Raw genomic sequence first — 18,903 nt, 5'->3', positions numbered from 1 at the left:
TATCTAGCGTCAATTAACTTGGCCGGTTCCGCGTCAATTATCTTGGCCGGTTGATACCGAATTTTATTTACTCTTATTGAGCGCTGTTTTGCGTCGGTAGCTGTCACCTTCACAATGAATAATCGTGGCATGATGAACCAAACGATCGATTGCCGCGACTGTCATCGTTGAATCTTCAAATAGTTCATCCCATTGCTCAAATGATTTGTTTGATGTGATGATCATGCTGTGTCGCTCATAGCGATGGGCTATCAATTCAAACAGCACGCTCGTTTCCTGTTCAGTTTTTCGAACGTAACCAACGTCATCAACGATTAATAAGCTGTATTTATCGAGCTTTACAAGTTCGTCTTGCAAGCGTAAATGTCGCTTTGCTTGCTGGAGTTGTTGAACAATCGCTGACGCGGCAACGAACTTAACTTTATGGCCCTGCTCGATAAGGCCATAACCGATGCTACTGGCGATATGCGTTTTACCAAGACCACTGGCGCCAAATAACAATATATTGCCACCGTGCTTCAACCAATCCGGCTGATTTATTAAATCAGCAACAAGGGGCTTACTAACCCCATCAACAAGGGTAAAGTCGAAGCTGCTAAGGTGTTTACCCATTGGCAATTTTGCATCTTTTAAAAGCCGCTGAAGGCGTTTGTCATCGCGTGTCGCAAGTTCAACATGGCACAGCTCAGACAAGTATTGCTGCGGGCTCCATTGTTCTTCCATCGCTTTTTTTCCCAGGGTATTCCACTGTTGAAGCATGGTGCTAAGCTTTAATTGTTTCAGCATTAAAGGTAACGAGGCCGTGAAGTTATCCATGTAGACCTCCCGGTATCATGCTGCTATAAGCGCTCAAGCTGTGTTGCTTTATTTTTATTGTGGGTATGTTTGATGCAATCACTAAAAATTGCGCTTCACATTCTCGGATGGCCGGTAATTGTCGCTGAGTAATTGACACTGCTACAAATCGTCCTAATTGACGTTCACACCCACTTTGTTTTGCTAAATGGAGCAGTTTTACCATGTAATAGCTCGCTTCATCCGCTAAAAGATGAGTATTAACGTATTCCCAAATAGCTTTGTAATTGTCGCTTGGGAGTAAGTCGTCACGTAGTTGTGAGTAGCGAAATGCCAATGGTTTTTTAACCAATGCGTCAATAACATGCAAGTAACTAATATTGCGTGCACGGCACCCTTTAGAAGCATAGACACGCGCTAACGTTTGAACTAAATCGCTGCCATAGCGCAGCTCTAAGCGGTTGTCATATAAACGAACAAGTAATCGGCTACCAATAAGGCGTGACGGGACGCTATAGGTAACACGTTTCAATGAAATAGTACTCGTACGTGACACCGTTAGATAATGCTCGGTGTAATTGACGCTCATCGTCCGTGGTAAAGCGTGTAATTGTCGCTGCTCTACTGCGTACTTATCACTTACACGGCGATTACGGCGAGCAACAATGTCTGCAACAAACGATTCATAGACTTCTCTTGTCTGAAAGTCATAACTACCACGGATTTTTAATGCTTGCTCCAGTTGCGATTTAAGATGCCCATGAGGGCTCTCAATAGCCCCATTTTCATGCGCAATACCGCGGTTATTACGGGTCGCTTTAAAGCCATAATGGATAACTAGCTCATTAAAGCGCTCTGTAAAATCATTATCATTAGTATGATTACGATAGGCGGCACTGAGACTGTCTGTACGCACTTCTTTAGGCACACCGCCGGCTGCTTTAAATGCGTTTTGCACACCATCAGAAAAAGCAGCAAAGCTTTCACCGCNCTGGCGGGCATACGATAATGAAACAACATATGCTTAAGGGGTTCACTAGCAATGGTAACGGGTGACTTCACATGTGTGAAATCACATATACCTAATAGGCCATACTCGTGTGTTTGCAGGAATACGACCTCTTTGCTTGAGCCATACAGTGCCCGCCATTTATGAATTCGACGCTCTAATGTACGCCGTGAGCTCGGGTTAAATTTGTCGGTGTGAAACTCGCAAAGATGATCAAAAATTCCCACTGGAGTTAACGTAGCATCACCTTGAAGTAGAGGGACAACAATACTGTCCCAGATAGATTCAAGTGGATCTATACGTGTTCGCCATTGGCGTTTATTAGACAATGGCTGCTCATCCAGTTTATCAATGCGCCTTGCTGAACGTTCAGAAATACCTGCTTTCGCAGCCGCGATAACTTGGCTATTACGCTTTCTATGTTTCATATAAATAGTGACCTGCTGATCAGTGATTCGTGTTCCCGGCACAGTGAACTCCTCCGTTCTGCTGTACCGAACCTTATCAGATCAACCGGCCAAGATAATTGTCGCTAGACCGGCCACCGTAATTGTCGCTTAATAATAAGCTCTATAAAGCATGGAAAAGCTATGAAAGAGGCTTAAAAAATACATCTAATAAAGTGTGTAAACTTCAGCTGGAGGTGTCTAGATCAGCGCGTGATAAACTAAAGGCGCTTAGTGACGCGGATGAAATATCCCAATCTAAATATATTGAAAAGCTAATAAATTACGCTAGGAAAAATCCTAAGTTGATTTCTAAAGATACAAAAGTGCAAGAGCAATACGAACTTAAAAAGAGAACTTTTGATGATATCAGTGAGATTAAAGCTATGAAGGAAGACATATCATCTATAGATGCTAAGGTTACTAGGTTATTAGATGCTTGGGAAGGGTAGAGCAAGCTCAGCGAGGGCGTTGAGGGTGTTCAGAATTTTGTGGCAGTCATGGTTATTTTTAAAGATAAATAGCTTTTAGTATACCTATTAGTATTCCTTTATTTTATTTTTAAAGGTATTATTTTTTATAAACAATGGTTTATTGCTTTTCTATGAATCCCTCTCCCACCATTATTCTTAGAGCCCAGTTATTAATATCGAAAGGTAACAATAACTGGGTTTTTTAATGCCCTCAGAATGACTAATTATTTACTAAGCAAAGTGTCGATAACATGCCGACAAGTTCATGTTTTTCGATTGGTTTTGAAACGTAACCATCAAATAGCTGCCTGTATATTTCTTTTTGTTCTGTAAAAACATTAGCAGTTAATGCAATAACAATTTGTTCGCTATTAAGCGTCTTAATTATTTTACATGCCTGAAGACCATCCATTTTTGGCATTTGAATGTCCATAAAAATAATGTCTGGTTTGTGTAACTCGTATAATGAAATCGCTTCTAAACCATTGTTGGCAATAATAATGGTGGCTTTAGTTGGTTCAAGCATCGCAGCTGCAACAAGCTGATTTATTTTATTATCTTCAGCTAATAAAATAATTTTTCCAGATAGGTCAGGAAGCTCAATATTTTTAGTTGTTAATGTGCTGTCATCCACCTGCGCTTGTTTTAATGGTAAGTACACATAAAACTGACTCCCTGAACCTAACTGGCTTGTTACTTTAATTTCGCCATTCATAAGGCCTATTAATGATTTAGTGATGGGTAAGCCAAGGCCCGTACCACCATATTCACGCGTGGTTGATTGCTCCGCTTGTTCAAAGCGCTCAAACAATCGATCAATTGCCTGCTCAGAAATTCCAATTCCGGTGTCTGATATACAACAACATATTTTGTTTTCGTCGGTTAGCCTAAACGTTACTGTAACGCCACCTTGAGATGTAAACTTAATCGCGTTAGATATTAAGTTTAAAAATACCTGCCTGAGTCTAACTGGGTCGCCCACCCAATGCTTGTGCTCAATATCAATCACAAATTTAAGGTAAATGTTTTTATCTGTTGCTTGCACACCTAAGTCTGACTCTAAGTGATGAATAAGTTCAAAAAAATCAAAAGGCTTATGCTCTAATGAGAGCTTGCCGGCCTCTATTTTAGAAAAATCAAGAATATCGTTAATAATGGTGGTGAGAGCTCGAGTTGAATACAGTGATTTTTTTAAATACTCTTTTGATTTTTCATTAAGCGGTTGTTCTTGTAATAGTTGTAATGTGCCAAGTATACCGTTCATTGGGGTTCGTATTTCGTGGCTCATATTTGCTAAAAATTCAGACTTTGCTTGCGATGCTTGCTCAGCAAGTTCTTTTGAGTGACCAAGGGCTTGCTCGTGGTCAATTTGTTCTGTTAAATCGTAAGCAATACCTAAGTAGCCAACGGTGTCTCCTTCGTTATTTAACAACGAAGTGACACTTAAATTAACTTGTATTTGCTCGCCTGTAGAAGAAATGTATGTCCATTGATTAATATCTGGCTCTGTTGCTGTTGCTTTTAAGATAAATACTTCAAAACCAGGGTTGACAGGTTTATTTAATTCAGCACTAAGTAGTTTAGCCTTTTTTATAATTTCTTCTTTTAAATGAAATATGCCAGGGTTTTTAATGCCAATAACATCTTGCGCTTTGTAGCCTAATAACTTTTCTGAGGCGGGATTAAATAGAGTGATTAAGCCGTTTGTGTCGGTCGCAATAATTGAATAACTAGCACTGTTTAAAATACTTTGTTGGAGCATGCTCATATCGGCTATTTCTTGCGTACGTTGTTTAACTTCGCTTTCTAGTTTTAAATTTGCTTGCTGCAATGCGAGTTTATTTTTTTTAGCCTGAAGTGTTTTTCTCTTAATTCTTTGGTTTCTTCTAAAAATAAACAATTGCATTAAAAAAACTACAAACATACAGCCAATAGTGGCGAAAGAGCCATTAACAATGGCTTGATACCGACTAGGGAGATGAAGGTTATAAATAAAGGCGTCTGAGGCATCAATGGTAATTTTCCACGTTCTACCCATTAATTTTATAATTTTAGTTAATTGATAATCGTTAGTTTTGCTTTTTATGCCATAACTAAAAAAATCAGTCTCAGTATTGTTATTGATATCACTTATCGTTAGTTGATTTTCATCAAGGTGTGAAAGTGAGTCTAAAATTTTATCAATTAACAACGGCGAATATGCCCAACCTAAAAGCTCATTAAGGCGCTGTTTTTTATTATCAGAAATAGTAATGGTTTTATATATTGGCACTAATATTAAAAAGCCTTGTTGTGAGAGTTTATTCGCTTGTACTAAAGTCAGTGGCGCCGTTAATTGGGTTGTATTATTTATGGCAGCATTTAGTGCTGCCTGTTTGCGCATGCTCTCAGATCCAATATCTAATCCAATTGCTTGTAAGTTTTTTTGCTCAGGAAAAATATATTGAATTATAAAATGCTCATCACTAGTCGCTACGAGTGTATTCAAATTAAATGTCTGATCGGGTCTATCGTTTTTTGCATCATTCAAAAATTTATTTAATTGCTCAACGCCAACTTTTTTTATATAGCCAATACCATTAGCTCCAGGGAATTCTTTAGCGTAGTTACGGCTCCCAGAGTAGTTAGTTATGGCTTGATAGTTTAAGTTATTTGCACCTATCCCATGTACAAAGCCCTTTAAACCAAATAGCCCATATTGATACAAATCGAGCCTACTGTTAATACCTGTAGAAAGCGATGATAGGCGGTTATCAAGCGCATTGTTTATTTTATTTTTTATGGCTTCTTGGTGTTTAATATGAGCAAAGTAGGTAAGTATAATGCCCACAACTAATAAAATGACGTGAGGAAGCAGTGAGATTAATAACCCTTTATTAACCGGTCGTGCTTGAATCATTAATTAATCCTTTTTCATGAGTCGCAGTAAGTGTGTTTCTATTTTAATAACGTGATAAATATAGCACCTATTATTCAAGACACAACTTTGTTATTAATTGGAATGTATATATTTTATAGAGGTTTAGAGTAGGGGGAGTCTAAAAAGTTGATTTTAAGCCTCAAGATAAAACTAAAGTGCATATAAATATAATAATTTATAAATTCTGCATCACTTTATAGATACCAACAAAAGTAGTAGCAAAAGGTGCTGGTTTTTGTGCTTATTGATTTTTAGAAGAAATCAGCAGCTCATAACTTTACTTAGGTAAGTTTAAATCAAGTAAAATTAAATTAATATTATGATTTTTTTAAATAAAATTAGCGACTTAGATACGAGTGAGTAAGAGGTAATCTTTACCAGTTTTTACAATTCATCCGTAATAAAACAAACTCTTACTATTTTATAATATAAAAATTAAAACATTATAAATTTATATTGTTCTATATTTATTAGCATGAAAGAAAGGTAATTACTTGAAATGTAATTACCTTATGACATGTTTGCCGTGTAGGTCAAAAAGCATACACATCCCTATGTGCTGCACAGTAAAAACTTAAAAAACAAGGTAACGGAGATAACTATGGCTCACCGAGTATCTAAATTACTTGCGGCAACAGGCGCAGTATTAACATGCATTTCTATTCCTTCGTATGCTGCTGTTAATGGGCTGACAGAACAAGATGAATTTAATATAAAACTTAGATCAATTTATTTCGACCGTGACTACGATAACGACGCAAGTGACGATTCAACTTTTGCTCAAGGTATAGAGCTCAATTACACATCAGGTTATATAAATGATTTATTGAATGTGGGTGTATCGACTTACACCGTAATGAATATTAACTCTACAGGTTCAGCCGCAGGTAATATTTTACCAGCAGGTAATGAGAGTGGTGGAGTAGACGATAGCTTTTCTAAATTTGGTCAATATTTTTTAGATTTTAAATTGGGCAAAAACGGTCACGTTAAAGTAGGTGGGCAAAAAACCAAAAGCATGCTTTTAAAAAGCTCAGGCAGCCGTGCTATTCCTAATACTTTTCGAGGTGTTTTTGGCGACTATAAAATCGGCAACACTAAATTATATGGTTACGTATACGACAAATGGAGCCGTCGACATGATGATAGATGGGAAGACTTTTCTACCGACCAATCGGCACCTGGCGCCATTAGCGTAATTTGGGGCGTAGGTGCTACGCATAAAAAAGACGACATAACATTAGAGGCTGAATATTTAAATTCGCACAATTATCTAAGTAAAATGGGATTAAAAATCAGTTACGACATTAAACTTGAGCAAAGTAAGTTAACCCTTTCAACTGGCATATTTACCTCACAAGATGATGGTGATTTATTTGTAACAGGCGCAGAGGGCGGCGATTTAGATGATGAAGATGCAACTGGCGCATTAACAGGTTTAACTAAAAGTGAAAACGATGGATTTGCCTATTACTTAGATGCTGATTGGAAAAAAGATATTTGGAGTGTAGGTGCGGCATTTACTAAAGTAAGTGATGCTTGGATTGAAGATAACTTTAGTGGCGATCATGGTACAAACCCATTTCCAACTCGCTCATTGATTGGTGCCGATTTAACAAATCAAAACGAGGCAACGTGGCAGGCACGTTTTGGCATTGATTTAAAAGCAGTATCGCCAGGTTTAACAACAAAGTTTTACTACACAAGCGGTAGCGATGCGGAAAACTCTGCGCTGGGTAAGTTAGCTGGCACAGCTGATGAAAAATATTGGGCTGTAGATACGCGCTATAAAGTTGAGAAAATAAAAGGCTTAAGTTTGCGCTGGTTATTTGTAGATTATACAACCGAAAAATCAGGCAGCGTTGATGGTGTAAAAGGCGACAGAGCCGACCACCGAGTTTATGTAGATTACACTATTAAATTTTAAAATAACGTTTAATAAGCCAATGCAAATTTATACATTGGTTTTATTTCCTTTATTAATTACCACTATGATAAAACTAACAAATAGATAATAAAAATAAAGCTAATATATGTTTTCTCTTCAACAGTGGCAATCGCAGGGCCAATTCACTCATATTTCTGGCCATCAAATATTTACAAAAATAGCTGGTGATATAACTAAGCCTGCGCTGCTTTTAATACATGGCTTTCCAAGTGCTAGCTGGGATTGGGAAGGTATGTGGCAAACGCTTAGTGAACATTATTTTGTAATTACGCTCGATATGCTAGGTTTTGGTTTGTCAGATAAACCAATAAACGCTACTTATAAAATTACCGAACAATCCGACTTATATACCCAATTTTTAAAAACGTTAAATATTAATGATGTACATATTTTAGCTCATGACTATGGCGATACTGTGGCTCAAGAGTTATTAGCAAGGCAAGTGGTTAGCCAAAGTGACTTTAAAATAAACAGCGTGTGTTTTTTAAATGGTGGGTTATTTCCTGAGGTGCATAAACCATTATTTATACAAAAGCTTTTACTTTCAAAGCTAGGTTGGATAGTGCCAAAATTAATGAATAAACAAAAATTTGCCAATAATTTAGTGACTATTTTTAGTAAAAGTACACCGCCTTCAAAACAAGTGGTAGACACACTTTGGGAGTTGCTAATTTATAAAGATGGTTTAGCCGTTATGCCTAAACTCATTAGTTATATAAAGCAGAGGCAGCAAAACCGAGAACGTTGGGTTGGTGCCATCATAAACAGCAATATACAACTTACGTTTATAGCAGGCGCAGAAGATCCTATCTCTGGTAAGCACATGATTGAACATTATAAAAAGCTTATTCCCAATGCGCGCGTACAAGAGTTTGTAGAGCTTGGGCATTATCCGCAAGTAGAAAATCCAGATGCTATTACGCAGGCTTATTTGGATTTTAGAAATTGCCAATAAAAACGCGGCACTAAATTAAGTGCCGCGTTTATAAATTAATAACTCTGAGTATTTAGGCTTTGAACCTTAATATTTTTTCTTCGGTGCTCTTAATTGTTTTTCAAACTCGTCTGAAAACAATATCGTGCCGTCGTCTTCCTCAGTAGGAAAGGCAGCAATAAGTAAATCATCCTCTTCAAGGCCTGGTGTCCAGCGACTAAACCAATCAGCAAGTGGAATTGCTTTAGCGCTGCAGCCAGCCCATTCGCCAGTTGCCCATGCCTCTGCAAATTCGCGAGTTGGCCAAACTGGTACGCAGTCGTCATCTTCGTTGGCAAGCATAACGCAGCCATCATCGTCGTTTAAAATCCATACTTGTTTAAATTGTTGTACGGTTTCGAACATATAGGCTAGGCGTTTTTTTGCCCCAAGCCCTAAAATTACTGCTTGTTCTTCGCTTAAATTTGGCGTTGTCATAATTAGCTCACTCTTAATTACTATATCTCAATTATATGCACACAAGTATATCGAGTTATATGACAGAGTGTTGAAAAGTTGCTATTTAATTTCAGCAATGCAGATCTAATTTGTATATTGAGCAGTATAAGTCACAACTAATTTGAGCGATCATTCAAAATAAGCTTGAATGTTTGTAAAAAGGCCACATTGTAGTAAGCATATACTTAATGAAGGATTGAAAAATGACTACTGATTTACTTGCTCCGTTTAAACTAAATAATACGATTGAGCTTAAAAACCGCGTACTTATGGCGCCATTAACGCGTTGTATGGCTGACGATAACTTAGTGCCAACACAAGATATGGTTGAATATTATGCTCGCCGTGCCGAAACCGGTTTAATTATTAGCGAAGCAACTATTATTCGTCCAGATGCGCAAGGTTACCCAAATACACCGGGTTTATTTACCAGTGAGCAAATACAAGGTTGGAAAAAAGTAACAGACGCAGTGCACGCTAATGGCGGCAAAATGTTTGCACAGCTTTGGCATGTTGGCCGTGTTGCACATCCTCACTTTTTTGATGGCGATGTACTGGCACCATCGGCAATTGGCGTTGAAGGCTCTGTACCTCGTATGCGTGAGCTTACATATATCACACCAAAAGCAGCGACTATAGATGACATTAAGGGCCTAGTAGCTGATTACGCAAAAGCGGCAGAAAATGCGATTGAAGCGGGTTTTGACGGGGTAGAAATTCACGGTGCTAACGGGTATTTGATTGACCAGTTTTTACATTACGCTGCAAATACACGCAGCGACGAATACGGTCAAACGCCTGAAAATATGTCGCGTTTTGCACTAGAAGTAACCGATGCAGTTATCGCCGCTGTAGGTAATGAGCGTACTGCTTTACGTGTTACACCGGGTGCTTATTTTAATATGAGCGAAGATAACCGTGATAAAGCGGTATTTGATTACTTATTACCAGAGCTTGAGAAGAGAGATTTAGCATACTTACACGGTGGTATTTTTGACGACAGTACAACGTTTGAATCGCTTGAAGGTAAAACAACGTCTGAATTTTTACGTGCAGGCTACAAAGGTACATTAGTAGGCGTAGGCAGCTATAGTTTTGAGTCAGCAAAAGAGGCAATTAACGATGCTAAGTTTGATTTAATCGCTATTGGTCGCCCACTTATCGCAAACCCAGATTACATTAGCAAAATTGCAAACGGTGAAGAGTTAGTACCTTACAGCGATGAAATGCTAGCTGAATTAAAGTAACAGCTAAGTATTATATTTAGTTATTAAGGCACCTTAAGCTAAACCTTTGGGTGTCTTTTTTTGTACATATTCCCGCCATAAATCTTCCATATTTGTTTAACCTTTATGTAAATAAAGTTCATCCTCGTTGTCATATTTAAAATTCATACTGTCCGCGTTTTCATATTTCATAATTAAAACTAAACGGGACAACAATGTACGCTTTAAAAAACAAATCGCTATTGAGCATGGCAGTTGCTATGGCGGTATCAACATCTACTTATGCTAACGACAACACCATAGAAGAAGTAACCGTGGTTGCTAAACCAACGAGCTACGCTAACAATGTTATTGAGCCTGCAATGCTTGAGCAGCAAAGTTCGGTATCGAGTATATTATCGGTTATTGATAACTTACCAGGTATTAGCATAAACGAAGGTGATGCATTTGGTGGCGACGATTGGTCTACTACAATCACTATGCGTGGTTTTAGTATTGATGGAAACCAACAACAATTAGGTATGACCGTTGATGGCATTCCCAATGGTGGCTCTAATTACGGCGGTGGTGCTAAAGCTAACCGTTACTTGGAGAGTGAAAATTTAGCAACAGTAGAAGTAGGTCAAGGTACGTCTGATATTAAGTCGGCTTCACTTGAAGCACTAGGCGGGACATTTAACTTTGTAAGTAAAGACCCAAGCCTTGAAAAAGGCACTACCTTTGCTTATACATCAGGCAGTCACGATGCCACGCGTTATTATATTAAACACGAAACAGGCACTGTTTTTAATAACACACAAGCGTACGTAAGTTACTCGCAAACAGATACAAGCCGCTGGATTGGTTCAGGCAGTAATGGGGGCAAAGACAACCAACACGCTGAGCTTAAGTTTGTATCTAATTTTGACGATTTAACGCTCACTGGTCGTTTATCTTACGATGATGTAAGCGAGACAAACTATAACAGCGTAAGCCTTGAGCAGTTTGAACAAACACCCGATTGGGATCAGCTAACATGGAATTGGACGGGAGTTCCGCACTTTGACCAAATGTTTGCAGAAGGTTGGGGAACGCTTCGTGAAAATACCTTAGGCTATTTAAAATTTGAATACGCTATTTCGCCAACTTCATTATTAACTGTTAGCCCTTATTATCATAAAAATTCAGGTCGCGGCGATTGGATCCCACCTTATTTAACAACGCCGGTTGATGAAAATGGCAACCCAACAACCGAGGGTAGCACTAATGCAGGCTCTTATGGTTTTGCTGATAGTGAAGGCAACCCGCTTGTACCCAATGCCGATTGTACGCAAAGTTTGAGCTGGCCATGGGAGTCGGGTCCTGGTTTAAATCCTGCGTGTTACGATGCAACAGCAACGCCTGTTATGTCTTACCGCCACACGCATTACAACAAAGATCGTTTAGGTGTAACGGCAAATTACCAAGCTACATTTGGTGATCACGATATCGAAGCGGGCTTTTGGTATGAGCAAAGCGAACGTGATGAATCGCGTGATTGGCACAAAGTAATTGATGCGCGTATTTATCATCACTTTGATAGCACGCCTTACTGGACACAATACAAAAACACTTTTGATACCGATACATTCAAATGGTACCTACAAGACTCGATTAATTTTGGCGACTTAACATTAAATATTGGTGCAAAACAATATTTAGTTGAATTACAAAAATACGACCACTTTGCTAACGAAAGATCAGATAAAGTAGATAGCGACTCAGACGTGTTATTTAGTGGTGGTGTATTGTATCAGCTAAATAACAGCACAGAATTATTTGCTAGTTACAGCGAGAATTTTTCAGCAATAAAAGACGGTGTACTTGAGCGAGATAGCTCAACACTTATAAACATAGAGCCAGAAACTGCCGACAACATCGACTTTGGTGTACGTTACCAAGCCGACAGATTAACCCTTACAGCAACGGCTTACAGTGTTAAGTTTGATAACCGCATTACCTTTATTGCCCCTGGTAGTGGCACAGATGGGATTGATTACACCATTGGTACAAATGGCTCGTACGTAAATGTAGGGGGTATTGACTCAAATGGGCTTGAGCTTGCAGCAAGCTATATGTTAACACCAAGCTGGAGCGTGTACTCGTCGTATACTAATAGCAGTTCTGAGTATTCATCCGATGATCCAAATGCATACGATTCACAGGGTGTAATATTAAGAGATGAAAGTGGTAATGAGGTAGCACCGAGCTTTAGAAAAGGCGACAGCATAATAGATTCATCAGAAGATTTATTTGTGGTATCTACCGATTACTTTAGCGATGGCTTTCGTGTTGGTTTATCGGCTAAATACACTGGTGAGCGCTTAGGTGCATGGCAAGACGAAGATACTCGCACGCGTAATAAAGTAGACGGCTACACCGTACTTGATTTTAATGCAGGTTATTCAACTGACGTAGATGCAGGCCCGTTTAAAGCCATTGACGTATCGTTTGTTGTTTATAACGTTACTGACAAAAGCTACTTAGCAGGTGGTACTGGTAACGGCGCTACTTATTACATTGGCGCGCCACGCACCGCAGCAGTTACATTTACCGCTGACTTTTAATTAAGTTTTAGTAATTGAATTAAAATAAAGCCCATCATTGATGGGCTTTATTATATGAAAGGGCGCAAAACGCGATGAAAACGATTTTAAAAGTAACACTATTTAGCTTAAGTGTATTAGCGAGTAACTTTGCAGCAGCAGCGCAAAATGTAGTGCTGGTAACGCTTGATGGAGTACGCTGGCAAGAAGTATTTAATGGGGCTGATAATAGCTTAATTAATAATACTGATTTTGTTAAAAATCCAGAGCAATTAAAGACCCAGTTTTGGGCAAAAACAGCAAATGAGCGCCAGCAATTACTAATGCCTTTTTTAACGCAAGTAGTGGCTAAACAAGGCGTAATTATTGGCGATAGAGCTAACGGCTCTACTATGTCGGTAAGTAACCCGTGGTATTTTTCATACCCTGGTTATAACGAAATACTCACCGGTGAAGTTGACGAAAATATAAATAGTAATAACAAAGTGCTCAACCCAAATAAAACTATTTTAGAGCGTTTAGATAAGTTACCTGGGTTTAAAGGTAGCACAGCCTTATTTGGCAGTTGGGATGTATTTCCATACATTGTAAATACTAAGCGCAGTAACGTGTATGTAAATGCAGGTTTTATGTCAATTGAAGAGAATTTATTCACTGATGCGTCATTATTAAATGCGTTACAAAACGAAATTCCCAGTCCTTGGTATAACGTACGACTAGACAGTTTTACATATCGCTTTGTTAAAGCGTATATGTTGGCTAAAAAGCCTAAGTTGTTAGTGATAAGCTTAGGCGAAACCGATGACTTTGCGCATGATGGTCACTACGATCAATACCTTAAATCGGCAAGGCAAAGTGACGCGTTTATAAAAGACTTATGGGCAACCATTCAAACTACAGCAGGTTATAAAAATAACACCACACTAATTATTACTACTGATCACGGCCGTGGCAATAATGCCAACGATTGGCAACATCACAGCTCTAAACGTGCACTTGCTGAGCTAGAGTTAGGTGAAAATACCTACCCAGAAGGAATTGTCGGCTCTGAACATATTTGGCTTGCAGCCATTGGCCCCGCAATAAAAGGTAGTGGCTTAATTAAAACTAAAAATGAGCTTAAACAAGCGCAAATAGCGGCGACCGTTTTAAAGGCGCTTGGGCAGAATCCAAATGAAATAAATTCAAATATGGCGCCTGCTATTAGCGAGATTTTAAAATGAAGAACCTATTAAAACCATTAACCCTAACTGCCTTGGCGTTGAGTTCGGTTATTAGCGCAAGTATTACTGCCGCGCCATCTAAAATTCTATTTGGTTCGTGTGGGCATCAAGATAAAAAGATACCCATATTTAATGCAATTAACAAAGAGAAAGGCGATTTGTTTATATTTTTGGGTGACAATATCTACGGCGATACCAACGATATGGATGTACTTACCGATAAGTACCAACGTTTAGGGGCAAAGCCTGGTTTTAAAACGTTAAAAGCGCAAACGCCTATCATTGCCATGTGGGATGACCACGATTATGGCCAAAACGATGCAGGTAAAGAGTATCCGCATAAAGAGCAATCACGCCAAATTATGCTTAATTTTTGGGATGAACCTGTAAACTCAGCGCGTCGCACTCGCTCTGATGGAATTTATACCTCGTACATGTATGGTGAAAATGAGCAAACCATACAAGTAATAATGCCTGATTTACGTTGGAACCGTGATGCGTTAAACCATGTAGGTGAGCTTGAATACTACACTAAACGTAAGTTAAATAACCAAGGCCCGTATAGTCCTAGTGAAGTGAAGGGCGCATCCATGTTAGGTGAAGCCCAGTGGCAATGGCTTGAACAAGAGCTTAAAAAGCCCGCTGCAATAAAATTGATTGCCTCAAGCTTACAGCTTTTACCCGATTTTACAGGTTGGGAGTCATGGGCAAACTTTCCTGAAGATAGAAACCGTTTATTTGCATTAATTAAAAAGCATAAAGTAAATGGGGTCGTGATCATCAGCGGCGATAAGCACTGGGGTGAAATATCAAAGTATCAGCAAAACCTTGATTACCCATTAATTGAGATGACCAGCTCTGGCTTAACTGAAAAATGGAAAGACGTAAGCCCTAACAAACACCGAGTAGGGAATTTTACCCATAACGTAAATTATGGTGATTTAAGCATAGACTGGCAGCAAATTGATCCCACTATTTCACTTCAATTAAAAGGCATTGATGGCGAAGTAATAATGCAAAGTGACTTTAGTTTATCAAGTATTAGCCCTTATAAATAACATTACTCTATAAACAAAAACGCGCAGTGATCAAAATTAATGCTGTGCGTTTAAATTACTTGCTAACTCTCTGATTTATTAATATCAATTACCTGTTTGCGCTACCCCTAATATTGAAAATATCTTACACTGGTTTTATCTCAAGCAAGGCCAGTGTTATATGCTAAATATTATTCAATCAAACCGAATGGAAGCCCTGCAAGCGCAGTTCCACCAGCTGTTAAAAATAAACCCATTGCAAAGCCCGTTCGACAAAGAAGTGGTGCTAGTGCAATCGCCGGGTATGTCGCAGTGGTTAAAAATAGGTTTGAGCGAAAACTTAGGGGTTGCAGCGCAGGTAGATTTTCCGCTGCCGTCGAGCTTTATTTGGCAGTTGTATCAGCAATTACTGCCAAATGTTCCTAAAGAGTCGGCATTTAATAAGCCCAACCTTGCTTGGAAACTGTTTGCAATTTTACCAACCTGCATTGATGAACCGCTTTATTTGCCGCTAAAAACCTATTTAGAGGGCGATATTGACGGGCAAAAAACCTTTGCGCTATGCGAAAAAATAGCCGATGTGTACGACCAATATTTAATGTACCGACCGCACTGGATAGCCACATGGGATAGCGGCAAAGATGAGCTTGATGACGTAGATGTAGCCATTGCCCCATGGCAACCTGATTTATGGCGACGCATTGTAAAGCTAAGCCAAGAACTTGGGCAAAGCCAATTTCATCGCGCTAACATGCAAGGGCAATTACTTGCAGCACTTGAGACCATGGACAATAGCTTACTGCCACAACGCATTAGTTTATTTGGTATATCGGCGATTGCCAGCTCCCAGCTTGAGGTGTTTGCAGCGCTGAGTAAAAAAACAGAGGTTATATTATTCTTTTTTAACCCAAGTGAGCACTACTGGGGCGATATCATAGATGAAAAAACAGCAGCTAAAATAAGCGCTAAATACGCCAAAATGCCGCTGGTGGAAGCGCAACAAAAAAAACAAACCAATCCAGATGAAGAATACTACTTTATTGGTAATCCGTTGTTATCGTCGTGGGGTAAATTAGGCCGCGACTATTTTGAACAACTTGTACAGTTAGATGCCCGTTGGATTGATGGTTTTATTGATGTGTTTGACGACACCTTACTAGGGCAAGTACAAAGCGAGATTTATCAGCTTGCGTTTAAAGGCGAATCGCTGACCGATAACAAAGAGTGGTTTATAAACGACAAAGGTAAGTTACCAATCAGCGCAACCGACACCAGTATTACGCTCAGCGATTGCCATACACCGCTCAGAGAAGTTGAGCGCTTGCACGACTACTTACTTAACTTATTTAATCAAAACCCAACGCTTACTCCCAAAGACATAATTGTCATGATGCCCGATGTAGGCACTTACAGCCCTTATATTGAAGCTGTATTTGGCGGGGCGCAAGGCAGCCGTTTTATTCCGTACGCATTAGCCGATTTAGCCATAGAGCAAGAAAAGCCCGTCCTTAGTTCATTTGCGAGTTTAGCTAACTTACCGTTTTCGCGCTTTGGTGTGTCGGATATTCTCGATTTATTACAAGTGACGCAAATAGCCGAAAAGTTTGGGCTTGAAGCGCACGAATACGAGCAAATTCAATATTGGCTTGAACGTGTAGGGGTAAAATGGGGTATAAACGCAGCACATAAAAGCAGCTTTGATTTACCCGCTATCGATTTAAATACCTGGCAACATGGGCTCAACCGTTTACTGCTTGGTATAGCCATGCGCGACGAACAATGCCCGTTTAACGGTATTTACAGCGCTGATGAAGTAGAAGGCATGGCGCTTGATACGCTCAACAAGCTCGTGCATTTTATTGATGTACTGCAAAGCTTTAAAGAGCAGCTAACGCCCGATGATACGCTCACTAATAAAGCGCATATTTTAAGCGAGCTATTAAACGCCATATACGAAAGTGAAAGCGACGACAGCTGGGATTTATTAGTACTTCAAAACGTGCTCGAAGAGTTACAAAAACACCACGACAACGGCGATTACAGTAAAGCAGTTTCGCAGCGTATTGTTAGTTACTTAGTTAAACAAGGCATTCAAGAAAAAGGCGTAGGGCAGCGGTTTTTGGTTGGGCAAGTAAACTTTTGTACGCTTATGCCCATGCGCGCCGTACCATTTAAAGTGGTATGCATGCTGGGCTTAAACGATGCTGACTACCCGCGTAACGTACAACCCATTGGTTTTGACTTGGTGCCTTATTCTAAAAAGCAAAAAGGTGACCGATCACGTAAATTAGATGACCGCTACTTATTTTTAGAAGCGCTACTGAGTGCCCGCGACAACTTATACATGAGTTACATTGGTCGCTCGTGTTTTGATAACCAACCGCGCATGCCATCAACCCTTGTAAGCGAGCTGTTAGAATATATTGGGCGTAGTTTTGTATTAAGCGAAAAGAGTGAAAAAACGCTGCCCGCATGTCTAATTAATCAGCAGCATTTACAGCCCTTTAATAGCCATTACTATTTAGCCGATGAGCAAGCAAATACTGTGCTGAGCAACCACAGTTACAATCCAATTTGGCTGCCAAGTGAGTCAATTAAACCAGAGCCAGTTATTGCGCTTGATGTGACTGTGCCAGATCAGCTAGATCTTGATGTGTTTATTAGAAGTGTGTGCAGCGCACAAGAGAGCTTTTATCAACAAACATTGGGCTTACGCCTGCCACAATTTAACGAAGTAGCAAAAGACGAAGAACCCTTTAGCCTAGATGCGCTGCGCCGTTATTTTTACCTTGATGAAATACTCGAAGCAAACATAAACGAGCAACCCCTAAGTACCGAGCAAATACTGCAGCGGGGTGAGTTACCTCAAGCCAATGTAGGCAGTCTCATATTTGAGAGTATGGAGCACCGAGTTGACGCGCTTGCAGGGCAAGTAAAAGAGCACATTAAAGGCGGGAAAAGTGAGCCAATAGAAGTTTTGCTTACCATTGAAGGCACTAAAATAGAGGGCTGGCTCAATCATGTGTATTTGCAAAAACAAGTGTTTTACCGCAGTGCGAGTATTAAAGCGAAAGATTTAATTAAAGGCTTTATTTATCACCTCGCAGTGCAAAGTATGGATCAACAAGTAGAAACATTGTTACTTGGGCTTGATAAGCAAATTACCTTTGCGCCAATTAATAAAGCTGATGCCGATGCATTGTTACTTGATTGGTTTGAGTTATACAAAGCGCTGCGCGCGGAGCCTGTGCCGTTCTTTCCGGTAAGTGGTTATGAATACGTTAAAAGCGGCGGCGATATAACAAAAGCAATGAGCAAATTTAGCCCGCAATACATAGGGCGAGGCGAGGGCGAAAATCCGTATATTCGCTTAACGGTGCAATCGCTAAATGACTGCCAAGAAGAATTTATAAAATGGAGTGATAAATTGCTCACGCCTTTATTTGAACACGCAAAGGAGAGTGACCATGCAAGCACTTAATCCTCTTACTATGCCGCTCATTGGTCAAAGTTTAATAGAAGCCAGTGCGGGTACCGGCAAAACCTATACGATTACGGGGCTGTATTTACGTTACTTACTAGGTATGCAAATAGAAGGTGAGTTAAGTACGCCGCTCAGTGTTGAGCAAATTTTGGTTGTAACCTTTACCGACGCCGCCACCCAAGAAATTAAAGACCGCGTACGCAGCCGAATTATTGCTGCGCGCGACGCATTGCTTGGGCAAGACCCAAACGACGAACTCATTGAAGGCGTAATTGCCAAAATTGATGATAAGCACCGCGCGTTTGATTTGCTCGATGCAGCTGCTAAATCAATGGACGAAGCCGCT

At 39.7% G+C, this 18,903-nt stretch carries 12 protein-coding genes and 1 pseudogene; 9 read left to right on the top strand and 4 right to left on the bottom strand.

The genetic code is table 11. The annotated features are described in order from the left end of the window. Positions 1-63: 63 nt before the first annotated feature. Together istB and L652_RS01000000124310 are read right to left on the bottom strand one after the other, a co-directional pair. The gene (gene istB / locus L652_RS0122335) at positions 64-816 is read right to left on the bottom strand and encodes an IS21-like element helper ATPase IstB (RefSeq protein ID WP_008108712.1); all 753 of its coding nucleotides are present in this window, start codon (positions 814-816) and stop codon (positions 64-66) included. Further along, a pseudogene (locus L652_RS01000000124310) lies at positions 809-2,274 on the bottom strand (IS21 family transposase). The gene istB and the pseudogene L652_RS01000000124310 overlap by 8 nt, the downstream one beginning before the upstream one ends. 80 nt (positions 2,275-2,354) lie before the next feature. Between L652_RS01000000124310 and L652_RS0122325 the strand changes: the two are divergent. After that, a complete protein-coding gene (locus tag L652_RS0122325) occupies positions 2,355-2,702 on the top strand; it encodes a hypothetical protein (protein WP_024595953.1) in 348 nt (115 codons plus the stop codon). 241 nt (positions 2,703-2,943) lie between these two features. Here L652_RS0122325 and L652_RS0122320 read toward each other — a convergent pair whose 3' ends face one another. Further along, the gene (locus L652_RS0122320) at positions 2,944-5,622 is read right to left on the bottom strand and encodes a CHASE domain-containing protein (RefSeq protein WP_024595954.1); all 2,679 of its coding nucleotides are present in this window, start codon (positions 5,620-5,622) and stop codon (positions 2,944-2,946) included. 622 nt (positions 5,623-6,244) lie between these two features. Between L652_RS0122320 and L652_RS0122315 the strand changes: the two genes are divergently transcribed. Both L652_RS0122315 and L652_RS0122310 read left to right on the top strand, forming a co-directional pair. Continuing rightward, the gene (locus tag L652_RS0122315) at positions 6,245-7,570 is read left to right on the top strand and encodes an OprD family outer membrane porin (protein WP_024595955.1); all 1,326 of its coding nucleotides are present in this window, start codon (positions 6,245-6,247) and stop codon (positions 7,568-7,570) included. Positions 7,571-7,676: 106 nt separating this feature from the next. Beyond that, the gene (locus L652_RS0122310; protein ID WP_024595956.1) at positions 7,677-8,546 is read left to right on the top strand and encodes an alpha/beta hydrolase; all 870 of its coding nucleotides are present in this window, start codon (positions 7,677-7,679) and stop codon (positions 8,544-8,546) included. Positions 8,547-8,612: 66 nt separating this feature from the next. Here L652_RS0122310 and L652_RS0122305 read toward each other — a convergent pair whose 3' ends face one another. Further along, positions 8,613-9,002 (bottom strand): DUF2750 domain-containing protein, encoded by a 390-nt coding sequence (locus L652_RS0122305; RefSeq protein WP_024595957.1) that lies wholly within the window; start codon positions 9,000-9,002, stop codon positions 8,613-8,615. 224 nt (positions 9,003-9,226) lie between these two features. On the opposite strand from L652_RS0122305, the gene L652_RS0122300 reads away from it, so the two are divergent. From L652_RS0122300 to L652_RS01000000124305, 6 genes are all read left to right on the top strand, one after another. Further along, on the top strand, positions 9,227-10,270 hold the full coding sequence (locus L652_RS0122300; RefSeq protein WP_024595958.1) for an alkene reductase: 1,044 nt from the start codon (positions 9,227-9,229) through the stop codon (positions 10,268-10,270). Positions 10,271-10,464: 194 nt separating this feature from the next. Next, positions 10,465-12,834, top strand: a complete 2,370-nt coding sequence (locus L652_RS0122295) for a TonB-dependent receptor (RefSeq protein WP_024595959.1) — start codon at positions 10,465-10,467, stop codon at positions 12,832-12,834. A gap of 74 nt (positions 12,835-12,908) precedes the next feature. Beyond that, entirely contained in the window at positions 12,909-14,036 is a 1,128-nt protein-coding gene (locus L652_RS0122290) for an alkaline phosphatase family protein (protein WP_024595960.1), read from the top strand. Then, the gene (locus L652_RS0122285; RefSeq protein WP_024595961.1) at positions 14,033-15,094 is read left to right on the top strand and encodes an alkaline phosphatase D family protein; all 1,062 of its coding nucleotides are present in this window, start codon (positions 14,033-14,035) and stop codon (positions 15,092-15,094) included. The genes L652_RS0122290 and L652_RS0122285 overlap by 4 nt, the downstream gene beginning before the upstream one ends. A 160-nt stretch (positions 15,095-15,254) precedes the next feature. Next, on the top strand, positions 15,255-18,554 hold the full coding sequence (recC, locus tag L652_RS0122280) for an exodeoxyribonuclease V subunit gamma (RefSeq protein ID WP_024595962.1): 3,300 nt from the start codon (positions 15,255-15,257) through the stop codon (positions 18,552-18,554). Beyond that, positions 18,541-18,903 (top strand): UvrD-helicase domain-containing protein (locus tag L652_RS01000000124305; protein ID WP_033013664.1); only part of this gene is annotated, 363 nt, incomplete at its 3' end. The genes recC and L652_RS01000000124305, both read left to right, overlap by 14 nt.

The sequence above is a fragment of the Pseudoalteromonas sp. TB25 genome, from assembly GCF_000497995.1.
Classification (GTDB): domain Bacteria; phylum Pseudomonadota; class Gammaproteobacteria; order Enterobacterales; family Alteromonadaceae; genus Pseudoalteromonas; species Pseudoalteromonas distincta.
This window is presented reverse-complemented; position numbering and strand designations above follow the sequence as displayed.